A 14,773-nucleotide genomic window follows, 5' to 3' on the forward strand; every position below is an offset into this window, starting at 1 on the left:
CCTCGGCCTGTTTGAGCACGGCGATGATCTGGCTGTCGGTGAAGCGGGATGTCTTCATGGAACCTCCTCGGAAAAGGGTACGAGAAAATTCCACTTCTGGCGTCAGCTAACCTGCGGGGGGATTACCAAGGTACCTTGATGCGCGGTGTGGAAATGGTGCTGCGCATGTTCAGCATCAACCGCCGCATGCACAACAAGGCCTGGATTGCCGATGGCCGCATCGCGGTGGTGGGTGGGCGCAATGTGGGCGACGAATATTTCGATGCGGCGCGCGACACCAATTTCATGGACATGGATGCCGCGCTGATGGGGCCGGCGGTGGGCCAGGCCGAGCAGGTGTTCGATGCGTACTGGAATAGCCCCAATGCCTTGCCGCTGTCTGCGCTGGTCACCGCAAAGCCGCAGGCACTGGAGGCCTTGCGTGGCAGCCTGGACGCCGGCATGGCATCGTCGCGCGCACATCCGTATGTGGAGCGCTTGCAGCGTTCGCCTAGCGTGCGCGAACTGATGCAAGGCGACCGCCCGGTGCATTGGGTGTCGCAGGCGCGCATCGTCTCCGACCCGCCGGAAAAAGCGGCGGGCGCGCCGCCGCAGGCCGACTGGATGACGCCGGTGCTGATTGGCGAAATGGCGCATGCGCAGCACGAACTCAAGGTGATTTCGCCGTATTTCGTGCCGGGCGACGAAGGCATGCGCTGGATCGGCAACCTGCGCCAGCGCGGTGTGCGGGTGAGCATCCTGACCAACTCGCTGGCGGCCAACGACGTGGTGGCGGTGCATAGCGGCTATGCCGGCTATCGCGTGCCGCTGCTGCAGCAGGGCGTGCGCCTGCACGAACTCAAGCCGATGGGCAAACCGGACGGCAGCCTGTTCGGCTCCAGCGGCGCCAGCCTGCATACCAAAGCCTTCGTGGTGGACGACAGCAGTGGTTTCATCGGCTCGTTCAACCTGGACCCGCGTTCGATGAACCTCAATACCGAGATGGGCCTGCTGTTCAACGGCCGCGTGGTCACTGCGGAACTCGAGCGCTTGTACAACCACAAGGTCAGTGCGCCGGTGAGTTACCGCGTGACCCTGGACCAGGGCAAGCTGCGATGGCACGACGATGCTGCGCAACCGCCCGAGGTGTGGTCGCGCGAGCCGGCCGCAAGCGTGTGGCGGCGTGGCGCAGCGACGGTGATGGGCTGGTTGCCGCTGGAGTCGCAGCTGTAGCGATTTGATAAGCGTGTTGCTTTCGCCGCCCTTTGGGCACCTTTTCCCACAGACGGAAGAAGAAAGTCTGCTGGCCCTTCCATTGATGGGTGAAACGCGCCTTGGCTTTTCGCAGACGCAGTCGTCCTGTCAGATACGTTTAGCGGGTGACGCGCACATCCGTCGCGTTACTGCAGCTGCGTCACGATCTCGCGCGCCATTGCGCCCAGCGGCAGGATGCGGTCTGCGCCGCCGCGCTTGATCGCTTCCTTGGGCATACCAAACACGATGCTGGTTTGCTCGTCCTGCGCCACCGTGCGTGCGCCGGCTTGCCGCATCTCCAGCAAGCCGGCGGCGCCATCGTCGCCCATGCCGGTCATGATGATGCCCAGCGCATTGCTGCCAGCCGCACGCGCGGCCGAGCGAAACAGCACATCCACCGACGGGCGATGCCGGTTGACCGGCGGGCCTTCGAGTACTTCGACGAAGTATTGCGCGCCGCTACGACGCAGCAGCAGATGTTTGCCGCCGGGCGCGATCAATGCACGGCCTGGCATCACGCGGTCGTTGTTGGCAGCTTCCTTCACTGCGATCTGGCACAGGCCGTTGAGACGCGCAGCGAAGGCAGCGGTGAACTTCTCCGGCATGTGCTGCACGATCACGATGCCGGGGCAGACGCGCGGCAATGCAGTGAGCACTTCTTCCAGCGCCTGGGTACCGCCGGTGGAGGTGCCGATGGCGACAATGCGTTCGGTGGTCTGCGCAAGCGCGCGCCCGCTCTGCGCCGGCAGGATCACATCGGCGGTGTGTTTGACCTCGGTTTCCAGCGGCGCGGCAGTTACGCGTGCGGCCAGCCGTTTGACGTTGGCGCGGGCAGCGCTGCGCACGGTGGCCACCAGTTCGTCGGCAGAGTCGGTGAGAAATTGCTTGAGCCCCAGCCGCGGTTTGGTCACCACCGCCACCGCGCCAGCGGCCAGCGCATCCATGGTGACGCGCGCGCCTTTTTCGGTGAGCGTGGAGCAGATCACCACAGGTGTGGGTCGCTCACTCATGATCTTGCGCAGGAAGGTGATGCCGTCCATGCGCGGCATTTCTACGTCCAGCACGATCACGTCCGGCCACTGCTTGCGCATTTTTTCGATCGCAAGCAACGGGTCGGCGGCGGTGGCGATCACCTCGATGTCGGCCGCGTCGTTGAGCACGTTCACCAACACCTGGCGCACCACCGCCGAATCGTCGACCACCAGAGCCTTGATGGTCTTGGGGCTGGCGGTCGGGCTGGCAGTGGGGCGGTTGAACGCTGTCGACACGGTGAATCCTTGGGTCATGCCTTGCGGAAAATCGAGGGCGCCACCTGGACCAGATCGATGTCGAGTTCGCTCAGGCTTTCCGAATGGCCAATACAGAAATGCCCACCCGATTTGAGGTTGGACAGCACGCGCAGGATCACTTCGCGTTTGGTCTGGCCATTGAAATAGATCATCACATTGCGCAGGAAAATTGCATCGAAGCTGCCCAGTGCCGGCAACGCGGTATTGAGATTGGCGTGCACGAACTGCACGCGGTCGCGCAGGCGTCGTTCCACCAGCAAGGTGCCGTCGTAGTCGCCCTGGCCGCGCAGGCAATAGCGTTTGAGATACGCCTGCGGAATGCCGTCAATGCGTTGCAGTGCGTAGTGGCCGGTACGCGCCTTGGCAAGCACGCGGGTGCTGATGTCGCTGCCCACCACTTCGAACGGGCGGCCCTGCAAGGTATCGTCCAGCACCATCGCCATGCTGTAAGCCTCTTCGCCGCTGGAACTGGCGGCGCTCCAGCAGCGAAACGGCAACGCGCCACGGTGTTCGCCGGCCAGCTTGCGTAGTAGCTCGAAATGCTTGGGCTCGCGGAAGAAGTAGGTTTCGTTGGTGGTGAGCAGGTCGATCGCGGTCTGAATCTCGCTGCGGTCCTGGCGGCTTTCCAGCAACTGCAAATACTGCGTATAGGTGCTGAATTGATGCTCGCGCAGGCGCTTGCCCAGGCGGCCGCACAGCATGGCTTTCTTGCCGGAGGAAATGCTGATGCCGGCGGCTTCGAAGATGAAGCGCTGGAAGCGGCCGAACTCCTGTTCGGTGATGGCGGTGGCGGTACTCATCGGCTCAGGCCACGTCCGCGTCGCTGGGCAATGGGCTATCACTCAGGCGCGCGATGCGCACGGCGTGTTCGCGCCACCACTCCGACAGCATCGGCCCGGGCATTGGCGACGCCATCAGATAGCCTTGCGCCAGGTCGCAGCCGAGTTCGCGCAGTAACCGCCAGTCGTCGGGCGTTTCCACGCCTTCGGCCACCGCAGTGAGTTCCAGCCGATGCGCCAGCTCCAGCGTGGATTCGAGCACGGTGCGTTGACTGCGGCTGCGATGCGCGGCATGCACGAAGCTGCGATCCAGCTTGAGTTCGGTGAAGGGAATGCTGGCCAGGCGCTGCAGCGAGGAAAAGCCGGTGCCGTAGTCGTCGATGGATAGGCCGAAACCGTGCAGGCGCAACCGCGCCAGCATGCTCAGGGCGTTGGCCGGCTCCACGATGGCGCTTTCGGTGAGTTCCAGCACCAGATCGGCCGGGCTCAAGCCGTTGTCGCTCAGCTTGGCGCACAGTTCCTCGAGAAAATGGTCTTCGCCCAACAGCCTGGGCGAGAGGTTCAATGCCAGGCTCAGATCGAAGCCTTCGGCGTGCCAATCCACCAATTGCGCGATGGCCTTGTCGATCACCTGCTGGGTCAACGCGTGGATCAAGCCTTCGCGTTCGGCCAGCGGAATGAAGCGGTCCGGCCCGATCATGTCGCCTTGCGGGCGGCGCCAGCGTGCGAGCGCTTCCACACCGCGCAGGCGGCCGTCTTTCAAATCGAGTTTGGGTTGGTAGGCCACACGGATTTCGCCGCGGCGCATGGCACGATCCAGCCGCGAGGCCGCCGCGCCACCGCTGGACATCAGCGGCGAGATCGCCACCGGCGCAAACACCGGTGCGTCGGCGGCAGGCTCCGGTTCGCAATCCAGCACGGTGGCCAGATCCTGCAGGTTCATCGGTTTTTCGATGCCGCCGAGCACGCGCACGCCGGCGCTGCGGCTGAGTTGCATCACTGCATCGATCAAGGCGCCGCCACGTTGCGACACCACCACCACTGGCACCCTGTATTTGCCGCGCGCCAGCGCGTCGAGCAGCTGCACGCCATCCATGCCCGGCATTTCCAGGTCCACCAGCAACAACGATGGCGCATCGGCATGCGTCAGCCACTCCAACGCCGCGTGTCCGTCGACGGCGCCGTCGACCGAGCTGGCGCCGAGTTGGCGACACAGCGCCATGGCGTGTTCGCGCTGGACCACGCTGTCGTCCACGACCAAAACCGGGCCGGCCAGCGTGCAGTTGCAGGAGAGAAGGGCAGGGCGCATGAGAGTCCTTATGTGCATGCGTGAGTCAGGCCGCCAGCTCGGCGGCTGGGAGCTGGGCAAGCGCATCGTTGCCCAGTACGGCATCGGCATCGAGCAGGATCACGAAGCGCTGGCCGATCTTGCCCATGGCATGGATCAAGTCGCGCGCAATGCCGGTGCCGAAGCTGGGTGTGTCGACGATGTCGGCCGGGGCAATCTCCAGCACTTCGCTCACCGCATCCACCAATAGCCCGAGCACCTGATGCACCTCGCCGTGCGCGATCTCCACGATCACGATGCAGCTGCGCTTGGTGATCGCGCTGGCGTTGCGGCCGAAGCGGTGCTGCAGGTCCACCACCGGCACCACCGCACCGCGCAGGTTGATCACCCCGCGCAGCACCGGCGGCATCATCGGCACATCGGTGGGGACGCGGTATTCGATGATTTCCTTGATGCCCAGGATGCCCAGGCCGAACATTTCCCCACCCAGCAAAAACGTGAGGTATTGCTGCGGTGCCGTCGATGCCAGCAGGTCGTGATTGGCTGCAGTGTGCGCGTGCATCGTCGGCTCCTCAAAAGCTGGCGAATTGCGATTCGTCGATCGCGTCGGCGGTCGTGGCCACCGCGCTGATCTGGCGCACGTTGGTGCGTCGTGGCGGCGCGCTGTTCACAGCAGCCGGCGCATGCGCTGCAATCCGACGCGGCCCCTGCTTGCTGCCCGAACTTGCACCACGTCCGCCATTGCCCAGCCGGAAGAAGCCCATCAGCTGCTGCAACTGTTCGGCCTGTGCGCTCATTTCTTCGGAGGTGGCAGCCAGTTCTTCGGCATTGGCGGCGGCCGATTGGGTGGTCTGGTTCAACTGACCCACGGCGGTATTGATCTGGCTGACGCCGGCGGTCTGTTCTTCGGAAGCGGCGGCGATTTCCTGCACCAGGTCGGAGGTGCGGCGGATCGAAGGCACCATCTCGCCGAGCACGCGGCCGGCGCTTTCGGCCAGTTCCACGCTGGATTCGGCCACTTCGCCGATTTCCTGCGCAGCGATCTGGCTGCGCTCGGCCAGCTTGCGCACTTCGGCGGCGACCACCGCAAAGCCCTTGCCGTGTTCGCCGGCGCGCGCGGCTTCGATGGCAGCATTGAGCGCCAGCAGGTTGGTCTGATACGCGATGTCGTCGATGATGCCGATCTTCTTGGCGATGTCCTTCATCGCCACCACGGTGGCGCGCACGGTGTCGCCACCGTCGGCCGCTTCGCTGGCCGCCTTGGCCGCCATGCTGTCGGTGACGCGCGCGTTTTCGGTGTTCTGTGCGATGGAGGCGGTCATCTGCTCCAGCGAGGCGCTGGTTTCTTCCACGCCGGCCGCCTGTTCGCTGGCGGCCTGGGCCAGCGCCTGCGCGGTGGCGCTGACCTCTTCCGACGCACTGGCCAGGTTTTCGGCGTTGCGGTTGACCTCATCGACGATCTCGGTGAGGCGGCTCATGGTGGTGTTGACGTAGCGCTGCATGTCGGCGAAGGCGCCTTCGTAGCGGCCTTCCACGGTGTGGGTGAGGTCGCCTTCGGCCATCGCGCCCATGACCTGGATCACTTCGGAAATGCTGCGCAGGTTGCCGCGCGCGCGCTCCACGGTGTCGTTGATGAAGGCCTTCTTGCCCGGCAGCTGCGCCAGCGGTGCATCGAAGTTGCCGCGTCCGAATTCGGCCACCACGCCCATTGCCAGTTTCTTGACCGCGATATGCGCGCCCACCATCTGGTTGATGCCCAGCGCCATGCTGCGGAAATCGCCATCGAACCGGGTGCTGTCGATGACCACGTCGATATCGCCGGCCTCGTGTTCGGCCGACATGTGGTTGATCTCGGCGATCAGGCCGGTGAGGTTGCCACGCACCTGCTCGATGGTGTCGTTGATGAAGCGTTTCTTGCCCGGCAGCAATGGCAGTTGCGCGGTGAAGTTGCCGCGGCCGAATTCGCTGACGCAGGCAATGGCCTGCTTCTTGACCGCGATATGGCTGGCCACCATCGCATTGATGCCTTCGGCCATGCGGCGGAAATCGCCGGTGAAGCGCTGGGTGTCGATGACCACATCGATATCGCCGGCGTCATGCTCGGCCGCCATGCGGTTGACCTCGGCGACCATGCCGGTAAGGTTGCCGCGAATCTGATCGACCACCTCGTTGATGAAAGCCTTTTTGCCCGGCAAATGCTCGAGTTCCGCAGAAAAATTGCCGCGGCCGAACTCGGCCACACAGGTCATCGCCTGCTTGTTCACCGCGATGTGGCTGGCCACCATGCGGTTGATGCCATCGCCCATGGTGCGGAAATCGCCATCGAAGCGTGCCACGTCGATGCGCGCGTCGATCTCGCCGGCATCGTGTTCGCGCCAAACGCGGTTGATTTCCTCGTTGACGTGGCGGATGCCGCTCTGCACCTTGCGCAGCCCGCGCAGCACATCGCCGGCCTGCTCATCGCGCACTTGCGGCAGGGCGACATCGAAGTTGCCCCGCGAGAACGCGTCGAGCGTGCTGGTGGCTAGCTCCAGCGACGCGCTGGCGATACGGATTGCCCAGACCAGCAAGGCGCCGCTGATCAATGCGGCAACGATGCTGGTGCCCAACAAGCCCGCGTGCGACAGCGTCAGCGCAGAGCCGGCGACGACCACGACAACGGGCAGGGCGACGGCAACCGCGGCGGTGAACCACAACTGCGTAGCGATCGGGAGACGGTGTGACATGACGGTAGCTTCCTGGGGTCAGGTAACGACAAACGACGGTTCGGACCGGAGCGATGGCGCGGGCGTTCAGGCCGCCAGCGCGTCCTGGTTGGGATGCAACTGCTGAAGCAGGCTGGGCACATCCAGAATCAGTGCGACATCGCCGCTTCCCAGAATGCTCGAGCCACTGATGCCTTTGACCTGCGCGAACACCTTGGACAGCGGCTTGATCACCGTCTGCCATTCGCCGAGCAGGGTGTCCACCACCAGGCCGAAGCGCTGCGCGCCCTGTCGGATCACCACGATGCTTTCGCGCGAGGGCGTCTTGCCGCCCAGCGCGAACAGTTCGCGCAGGCGCACGTATGGCAACACGCTGCCGCGCAGGTCGATGTAGTCGCTGGCGTAGTCGGGGGTGAACTCCACGCACTCTTCCACCACATCCAGCGGCACCACGAAGACCGATTTGCCCACACCAACCTGGAAGCCGTTGATGATGGCCAGCGTCAGCGGCAGGCGCACCGAAATGGTAGTGCCCAATCCGGCAGCGCTATCGATCTCGACCGTGCCGCGCAGTGCGGTGATGTTGCGCTTGACCACGTCCATGCCGACGCCGCGCCCGGACAAGTTGGTGACCTTTTCTGCAGTGGAAAAACCCGGTTCGAAGATCATCGCGAACACTTCGCGGTCGCTGAGTTGGCGGCCGGGTTCGATCAGGCCACGTTCGAGCGCTTTGGCCAGGATGCGGTCGCGGTTCAAGCCGCCGCCGTCGTCGGTGATCTGGATGACGATGCTCCCGGAGTCGTGATATGCGTTGAGCCCGACAGTGCCGCGCGCAGGCTTGCCGCGCGCCACGCGCACGTCTGCCGGCTCGATGCCGTGGTCCATCGCATTGCGCACCAGATGGGTGAGCGGGTCGCCGATCTTTTCCACCACCGACTTGTCCAACTCGGTGTCTTCGCCGGCCACCACCAGCGCGATGTCCTTGCCGAGTTCGCGGGCCACGTCGTGCACCACGCGCTGGAAGCGGCTGAAGGTGCCGCCGATCTTGACCATGCGCAGCTGCAACGCGCTTTCGCGCACGTCTTCGACCAGGCCAGCCAGGATCGAGGCCGATTCCAGCAATTGCGCATCGCCGGTGCGTTGCGCATTGGCGTTGGTGCTGGAGACGGCAATGATGAGTTCGCCGACCAGATCGATCATGCGATCGAGCTTGTCGGCGTCCACACGGATGGAACGCGCATCGGCGTTGCGCGCTGCAGCGTCCGGCGCGGCGCGACCAGGCACCGAAGTGGCGCTGGGTACTGCAGCAAGCGGCTTGTTCGGCGCAGGGCTGGCTGCCGCCTCGGCGGTGCGCAGGTCAGCGGCCTCGGATGGCGCCGGAGCCGACACGATCTCCAGATCGCAATCTTCGCGCACGAATTCGAATACGTCTTCAATCGCAGCGCGGTCGGCATCGCTGCGTAGCAGGATCTGGAAACCTAGATAGTTCGCTTCCGGATCGAGGTCGTCGAATGCCGGCAACTGGCTGGTATCGGTGTTGATGGATTCGACCGAGCCCAGGCTGCGCAGGTTGCGGATCAGCTTGAGCGGTGAGTTACCGAAGCGCAGTGCGTCGGCAAACAGTTTGAGCGTGATGCGCCAATGGCCGCTTTGTTTTTCCGGTGTGCTGTGCTGGATGGCGGCTGCAGTGACGCCGCATGCGCTGCTCTGCAGATAGGTCTGCAATTGCGCCAGCAGCGGTTCGGCTTCGGCAGCCAACGCGGCCGGGTCGGCATGGCTCGGGTCTGCGGCGGTTTCCACCAAGGCATGAATATGGTCGCAGCACACCAGCAGCAGCCCGACCAGTTCCGAGCTCAGCGTGAGTGATTCGTCGCGCACCAGATCCAGTACGCTTTCCACCACATGGGTGAAGCCAACTAGCTGCGGCAGATCGAACAGACCACCGGAGCCCTTGATGGTATGCGCGGCGCGGAAGATGGCATTGACCGCATCCGGCGAGGATTCGCCACGCTCGGCTTCGAGCAGATGGCGTTCCATGTCTTCGAGCAGATCCCGGCTTTCGGCCAGGAAAGTCTGCATCAGCTGGTTCATGTCCATGTGCGCGTCACCAATCCGTTAGTGAATTCGTTCGCCCAGGCCTGCAATCGCGTGCGGGTACAGGGCTTCGAGCAGGCCGAGCAGTTCGATCACATCAACCACTGCGCGGCTGGAATCGGTCAGCGAAAACGGCCGGCCGTCGGCCTGGATCGCCTGCTTGGTGGCCAGCAACAATTGCAGGCCGGTGGTATCGATCTCGCTGACGGCGGCCAGGTCCAGATGCAATCCACCCGGATGCAGCAAGGCCGGCTGCAGCAACGGCTTGAGCTCGGCCGCGCGACGAATGGTCATCTCGCCCTCCAGGGCAAGTGTCAGCGGCGCGGGTAGATCGGACAGTGGCGTGTTCATGGATGCCTCGAGCGATGCGATGGCGCACGGATGCGTGCCATGACCCGGGACGGGTCGCTGCGGCGTGGCCTGCGGGGGCAACTCTGCACACGGGGACACGCCGGTCTATGCAGGTATCGGCGTCCAATCGAAATATTTAGGAAAAATTCAGCGGAATGACGGATTTGCGAAGCACGTCACCGCCTGGGTATTAACTGCTCAGCTTTGTTGCAAGCAGGCTCAGGAAGCGAATGTCCTGGACAGTCCCGCAGACAGGTTCCTGCAGCGCCGATCATTTCTTGCGTAGCGATTCGTCATCTCACGCATGGTTTTGCGCTGACTACAGCGCTTTTTGGAATGTGCCTTGATGCGCGTGGCGATACGCGTTGCGCGTTTTCACGACGGGTCACAGCGAACACAAGCAGGTGATTGCTCGCCTGCTTGCCCGTTATTCAAGGCGTGATGGTTGTGCTCGGTGCAATCACCGAGTGCGGCCGTTGCGACCGCGCTTCAGCCTGGTGCCAAGGCTGCCAACAAGCCGCGTGCTGCATTGAAACGGTCGGCGCCTTCGGGCATCGGCAATTTGATGCGCAGCTTGTCCGGGCCATCCATCGTGTAGATCTTCGGACTGAGCGCCGCTCGCGTGCCCAACAACAATCGCCGGAGGCTTTCCACTGCCGGCCGGGACGTCCTGACCTCCTAACCTCCGAGACCACGGCACGCTGCCCAAGCGATACGTCCTTGGTTATCAGCGCGGCTAGCCCTGGCCACTGATCCCCCCGACGCATGCATCGTTCCCGTGATAACCTGCCCGCCGCCGTTCTGGCGGAGACGGAAAATCAGGTGACGCAGCCGACACCATGGCAAGGTGGCCTGGGATGTCTTGCTGAGCCGTACTAATCGCAATCGCCCACCGACAAGCATGTCACTTCAATTATTACCAGGGAGGTATTCATCATGACGCTACGCAGCATGGCCACCACATTCGCATTGGCTGTGGCTTTAGGCCTTGGCCTGAGTTTCCCGGTTCGCGCCCAGACGGCGGATCCTTGTTCGGTCTTTATTTGCATGGCCGGCACGATCGGCGCTGGCGTTTCGGGTCCGGACTGTACAACCCCTATCGCTACCTTTCATGCCATCCAGGTATGGAGCCCTGCTTTCAACCCGCCAGCCACGGCAAATGCACGCCGGCAATTTCTCATGACGTGTCAGGGCGTCGTCACCGAACCAGTGAATCAAACCACCTTGGAGCTGATCATCGCGAAGTTGGGCTATACGCCTTGACGGGCCCGTCCACTGACCCGAGTCGGCCAGCGATCATGAATTGCCCCAAAGGATGTTTTGATCAATCAATGCATTGCGCTGAATTTTGCGGCGCCACGCTGGCCTTAGGCTGCAATCGGCTTAATTTTAGGGTTTTTCCAGGTGCCGGGCGGGCACCTGGGGACGGGTTTATCCCATGCGCCCGTGGCAACTGCTTGATCACGCGCGCTATCTTGGTTCTTGGTCGAACTGGACACAGCAATGACGGGGCGTCCACGATTGTGCCCGGCCGTGGGCTTTACCCCCTTGCTTGCCAGACACGCGTCGACGGCTTGGAACATCCGCCCCGTCTTCATGTGCGTGCCGAGGGGTGGGGTTACTCCACAATCGGATGTCAGATTTTTCCTACCCAGGCAACTCTGCCCCTGGAGTGGCGGTCGCTGGACGCTGGGGTAAAGGTTTGAAGGGCTGGTAAGCAATGGCAATCTGCCTTGACGTATGCCAGAGTTCGACCCAACCTGCCTCAATAGCACATAAGGATAATGGCCCTAGCAGGCGCTCATCTCCGCACCCCCGGCGGCGCCTTTTTCGTCGCTGTGCCTGTGTATGAACAAAATTCTCTCGCTTCATGATTGCGTTACGCGCTCGACTCCTCACCACCTGCCTGGGCTGCCTATCGCCTTCCGGGCTGTGCCCTCTATATCCCTCGCTTTGCTATCCCCGCCATCATCTGCACCCAACAAGACCGACGAGTCCCGCCATGAATGACCGCTCACGCCTTTCATTTTCACGTCTCGCCACAGGCTTGTTGCTTGCGGCCGGTCTTAGTGTTGGGCCCGCGAATGCAGTGGGAGTGATTGTCAATGACCCAACGTCGATGGCGAAGGCCTTACAGGAGTACGCAGAGCAGGCTAAGCGATGGACCGAGACTCTCAAGCAGTATCAGCAGCAGCTGGATCACTATCAGCAGCAGCTCATCAAGCTTCAGCGGTTGAACCTAGGGGCGTCCACCATGGCTGACAACTTTGCCGAACGTCCAGAAGACTATGGCCTGGAAGACGACTGTCCTGGTGCCCCAACGACTGGCCTCGCAGGGGTGCTCCAGCAATTCAAGTCTCTCGCCCCCAACATGAAAGGAAATATGGTGGAGGAGCAAATGAAGGTCTGCACACGCATGGTGCTGGCAAAAAATGCCAAGTACAACGAGTCGGTACGCATGCTCAAGCGCCTTATAGAACGCAATAACCAGTTTAAAGCGATTGAGGCGCAGCGCGACCGAGGTGGCACCAGCCAAGGGGCGCTTGCTGCCAACGATAACGAAGTTCATCGTTTCGTCGCACAAAACGCCATGGACCTGGACTACTGGCAGGCCCAGATGACGGCGTATGACAGCTACATCGTCGGGCTCAAGGAAGATCAGTCGCGAATGGCCAGAAAAGCTCTGGATGGCGACCAAAACAGCTGGCTCAAACCGCTGGGACAGCTCGTGCAGGCCGCAACGCTGAAAGCCGCGTTATCCAATTGATTGCTACACCACGACAGACAGGCAGAAGGTAATGGACGCAATTCTCCACGGAGCGATGAACTGGTTGCAGCCTTTGGCGGATATCGGCCTCGGTGAGTTCGTTTTCTTCAAACTGGTCAACGACTACTTCAGCAACGAGATTCAAGAGTTCGGCTTGGAGTTGATGAGCCGCGCTATGAGGTGGGTCAGCACGATCGCTTTGACAGTGACCACTCTGTGGGTACTGATTCTGGGCTATCGCATTGCAACCGGGCAGTCGCGTGAAAGTGCAATGGCGACCATGATCAAGGCCGGCAAGGTCGCGATCATCATCAGCCTTGCTTCAGCTGTCGGGGTTAACGGGGCAATGCTGCACCAGACCATGACCCAAAACCTGGACAAAGAGATCCATGGTCTTTTTACGGGTGATGAAGACAGCACCGCCTCCGATGCTATTGACCAAAATCTTGCCTACACGCAGGTGGCGCTGACCGCGCTGGATGCGGTGCGCGTCGACCCAACCGATCCGGAGGCAATAGAGAAGAAAGGCCGCGCTGTATTGATGGCGGGCTTCGGCACCGCCAGTCCGCCGATGGCAGCTGGAGCGATGCTGCTGTTGTTCAAGTTCACTATGGCGTTCCTGATCGGGATCGGGCCAATCTTCATCTTGGCACTGATCTTCGACCAGACCAAAGACCTGTTCAAGAAGTGGTTGTTCTACGTGATCGGCACGCTGTTCTCGATGGCAATGCTATCGGTAGTCACGGCGATGGTGCTGAAATTCACAGCAAAAGTGGCCGCAGCTTACTGGGCTGCGCAACTCATCACATTGGGCAATGCGGAAGGACTGTCTAGCCAAGCCCTGCAGCAGGGCGGCATCGGACTGGTCATGACCTTGTTGATCATAAGCGTTCCAACGTTGGCGGCTGCAATTTGGCAGGGTAATATGGGAACGTTTATGGCCTACTCGGCATTTGATCGCGGTGGCGGAGCGAGTCCGGGGCCACAGGGGCAACCTGCGGGGTTTATCCCTCAGCAGAATACGAGAAATAGCGTTACTCCTTCCAATGATGTGGTCAGTGGAAGCAACGCAAACCTAGCGCGTATGCCTGATCAAGGCTCAGTTTCACAGCCTTCTGGATACCGTGGGGTGGCTGGGTCCAAAGATAGTAATTTTAGTTAAGTAGAAAGGTTATCCATTATGAGAGCTTTGGTTTGCCTAGGGATTGTTTCACTAGTTTTTTCTGTGAGTGCCAAGGCGGAGCAAGGCTGTCCTCCGGGTCAATTCCCTATCGGCGGTCAGGGTGTTGCAGCATGCGCGCCGATACCGCAAGGGAGCGCTGAGCAGCCAGTGGCTCGCCCCCTTGGAAAATGGATTAATACTTGGGGCGCAGTCGCAATAGGGTCGCTTGGACTTGAACGTAACTATGGTGTCACGACAGGTAAGTTATCAAAGAAAGAAGCTGAAAGTGATGCACTAGCTCGCTGTTCAAAGCATGGCGAGAAAAATTGCCAGATTGGCCTCTCATATTATAATCAGTGCATTGCCGTAGGAGAGCCCCAGATTAGCGGAAAACCTAACTTGGAAGGTAGGGTTCAATTTTTTGGAAATGCATCGCCTGAAAAAGCTGCAAGTGCCGCTCAGTCAGCCTGCGAGGCTAAAAACCCTGGAGATCAGTGCAAAGTTGTTTATAAAGCATGCACTGAGCAAATATTCAAATATTTTTGATTTCCGTAAATCGCATGCCTTGATTGATTGGAAAATAGCTGGATACCTGAGTTGCACAAAAGCGGCTTTCAATTGATGAGAATGTCATGGACAAACGTGGATTGTTTGCTACTCTCCTAGCGTATGCCGTCGATCTACATTCTCCCGGCCCAGACTTCTGGTTACTATGGGTTGATACCCTATTACAACAACGATCCGTTTACTTTCTGCAAGCTCGTCCCCCTACCTACTGTTGGTTGCCAGTAGCCTTTGCGACGGGGCTTACGTAGTGACCTCACAAAATTGTTTTAACCCAGTCTCGGCCCAGAGGTTTGCACTCATCTGCCCCATTGCTTACCGCCATGGCATGCCGCAGAGCCCGTCAGTCGGCAACTCGCAGTCGTTGAATCCAAAGCCGCAGGAACAATGTGATGAATAAGGTGCTGCCCTCTTTAGGGAAACTCTGAACAACTCCCCTTGATCCTGCGACAATCACACAGACGCAACGGACAACGACGATGCAACTGACCTTCGGCGATGCGGAGTACAACGGCAAGCGCAAGCGGACGCGGCGTGAGGT

12 protein-coding genes and 1 pseudogene are annotated in these 14,773 nt (G+C 61.2%); 5 read left to right on the forward strand and 8 right to left on the reverse strand.

Annotation, left to right across the window (positions count from 1 at the left end):
* Nucleotides 1–126 precede the first annotated feature (126 nt).
* Nucleotides 127–1,212, forward strand: a pseudogene (locus tag NX05_RS16225) (phospholipase D-like domain-containing protein); the annotation flags it as partial.
* Nucleotides 1,213–1,379: 167 nt separating this feature from the next.
* Here the strand turns inward: NX05_RS16225 and NX05_RS16230 are convergent.
* From NX05_RS16230 to NX05_RS23885, 8 genes are all read right to left on the reverse strand, one after another.
* Nucleotides 1,380–2,519, reverse strand: coding sequence for a protein-glutamate methylesterase/protein-glutamine glutaminase (locus NX05_RS16230; protein ID WP_017113073.1), 1,140 nt, complete (start codon nucleotides 2,517–2,519; stop codon nucleotides 1,380–1,382).
* A complete protein-coding gene (locus NX05_RS16235) occupies nucleotides 2,516–3,322 on the reverse strand; it encodes a CheR family methyltransferase (RefSeq protein WP_039435477.1) in 807 nt (268 codons plus the stop codon). The genes NX05_RS16230 and NX05_RS16235 overlap by 4 nt, the downstream gene beginning before the upstream one ends.
* Nucleotides 3,323–3,326: 4 nt before the next feature.
* Nucleotides 3,327–4,610, reverse strand: a complete 1,284-nt coding sequence (locus NX05_RS16240; RefSeq protein WP_010375512.1) for an EAL domain-containing response regulator — start codon at nucleotides 4,608–4,610, stop codon at nucleotides 3,327–3,329.
* Between the two features lie 25 nt (nucleotides 4,611–4,635).
* The gene (locus tag NX05_RS16245; protein ID WP_039435473.1) at nucleotides 4,636–5,151 is read right to left on the reverse strand and encodes a chemotaxis protein CheW; all 516 of its coding nucleotides are present in this window, start codon (nucleotides 5,149–5,151) and stop codon (nucleotides 4,636–4,638) included.
* A 10-nt stretch (nucleotides 5,152–5,161) separates the two neighbouring features.
* A complete protein-coding gene (locus NX05_RS16250) occupies nucleotides 5,162–7,315 on the reverse strand; it encodes a methyl-accepting chemotaxis protein (RefSeq protein ID WP_039435470.1) in 2,154 nt (717 codons plus the stop codon).
* A gap of 66 nt (nucleotides 7,316–7,381) precedes the next feature.
* Nucleotides 7,382–9,391, reverse strand: a complete 2,010-nt coding sequence (locus NX05_RS16255) for a chemotaxis protein CheA (protein WP_039435467.1) — start codon at nucleotides 9,389–9,391, stop codon at nucleotides 7,382–7,384.
* A gap of 18 nt (nucleotides 9,392–9,409) precedes the next feature.
* Nucleotides 9,410–9,739 (reverse strand): STAS domain-containing protein, encoded by a 330-nt coding sequence (locus NX05_RS16260; RefSeq protein WP_039435465.1) that lies wholly within the window; start codon nucleotides 9,737–9,739, stop codon nucleotides 9,410–9,412.
* Between the two features lie 489 nt (nucleotides 9,740–10,228).
* On the reverse strand, nucleotides 10,229–10,369 hold the full coding sequence (locus NX05_RS23885; protein ID WP_155282138.1) for a hypothetical protein: 141 nt from the start codon (nucleotides 10,367–10,369) through the stop codon (nucleotides 10,229–10,231).
* 306 nt (nucleotides 10,370–10,675) lie between these two features.
* Here NX05_RS23885 and NX05_RS16265 point away from each other — a divergent pair, with 306 nt between their 5' ends.
* The 4 genes from NX05_RS16265 to NX05_RS22885 all read left to right on the forward strand — a co-directional run bounded on the left by NX05_RS16265 (nucleotide 10,676) and on the right by NX05_RS22885 (nucleotide 14,214).
* Nucleotides 10,676–11,002: a hypothetical protein gene (locus NX05_RS16265; protein ID WP_039435462.1), complete on the forward strand. Its 327-nt coding sequence runs from the start codon at nucleotides 10,676–10,678 to the stop codon at nucleotides 11,000–11,002.
* Nucleotides 11,003–11,858: 856 nt separating this feature from the next.
* A complete protein-coding gene (locus NX05_RS16270) occupies nucleotides 11,859–12,506 on the forward strand; it encodes a hypothetical protein (RefSeq protein ID WP_039438511.1) in 648 nt (215 codons plus the stop codon).
* A gap of 31 nt (nucleotides 12,507–12,537) precedes the next feature.
* Nucleotides 12,538–13,668, forward strand: a complete 1,131-nt coding sequence (locus NX05_RS16275) for a TrbL/VirB6 family protein (protein ID WP_039438513.1) — start codon at nucleotides 12,538–12,540, stop codon at nucleotides 13,666–13,668.
* Between the two features lie 18 nt (nucleotides 13,669–13,686).
* Nucleotides 13,687–14,214 (forward strand): DUF4189 domain-containing protein, encoded by a 528-nt coding sequence (locus NX05_RS22885; RefSeq protein ID WP_080764593.1) that lies wholly within the window; start codon nucleotides 13,687–13,689, stop codon nucleotides 14,212–14,214.
* Nucleotides 14,215–14,773 lie beyond the last annotated feature (559 nt).

Source organism: Xanthomonas vasicola (assembly GCF_000772705.2).
GTDB classification, from domain to species: Bacteria; Pseudomonadota; Gammaproteobacteria; order Xanthomonadales; family Xanthomonadaceae; genus Xanthomonas; species Xanthomonas vasicola.

Bases quoted from the DNA above. Each gene is read 5' to 3' on its own strand.
- NX05_RS16275 (WP_039438513.1), top strand. From the start codon at position 12,538: ATGGACGCAATTCTCCACGGAGCGATGAACTGGTTGCAGCCTTTGGCG.
- NX05_RS16265 (WP_039435462.1), top strand. From the start codon at position 10,676: ATGACGCTACGCAGCATGGCCACCACATTCGCATTGGCTGTGGCTTTA.
- NX05_RS16255 (WP_039435467.1), bottom strand. From the start codon at position 9,391: ATGGACATGAACCAGCTGATGCAGACTTTCCTGGCCGAAAGCCGGGAT.
- NX05_RS16235 (WP_039435477.1), bottom strand. From the start codon at position 3,322: ATGAGTACCGCCACCGCCATCACCGAACAGGAGTTCGGCCGCTTCCAG.
- NX05_RS16270 (WP_039438511.1), top strand. From the start codon at position 11,859: ATGGCGAAGGCCTTACAGGAGTACGCAGAGCAGGCTAAGCGATGGACC.
- NX05_RS16260 (WP_039435465.1), bottom strand. From the start codon at position 9,739: ATGAACACGCCACTGTCCGATCTACCCGCGCCGCTGACACTTGCCCTG.
- NX05_RS22885 (WP_080764593.1), top strand. From the start codon at position 13,687: ATGAGAGCTTTGGTTTGCCTAGGGATTGTTTCACTAGTTTTTTCTGTG.
- NX05_RS16230 (WP_017113073.1), bottom strand. From the start codon at position 2,519: ATGACCCAAGGATTCACCGTGTCGACAGCGTTCAACCGCCCCACTGCC.
- NX05_RS16240 (WP_010375512.1), bottom strand. From the start codon at position 4,610: ATGCGCCCTGCCCTTCTCTCCTGCAACTGCACGCTGGCCGGCCCGGTT.
- NX05_RS16250 (WP_039435470.1), bottom strand. From the start codon at position 7,315: ATGTCACACCGTCTCCCGATCGCTACGCAGTTGTGGTTCACCGCCGCG.
- NX05_RS16245 (WP_039435473.1), bottom strand. From the start codon at position 5,151: ATGCACGCGCACACTGCAGCCAATCACGACCTGCTGGCATCGACGGCA.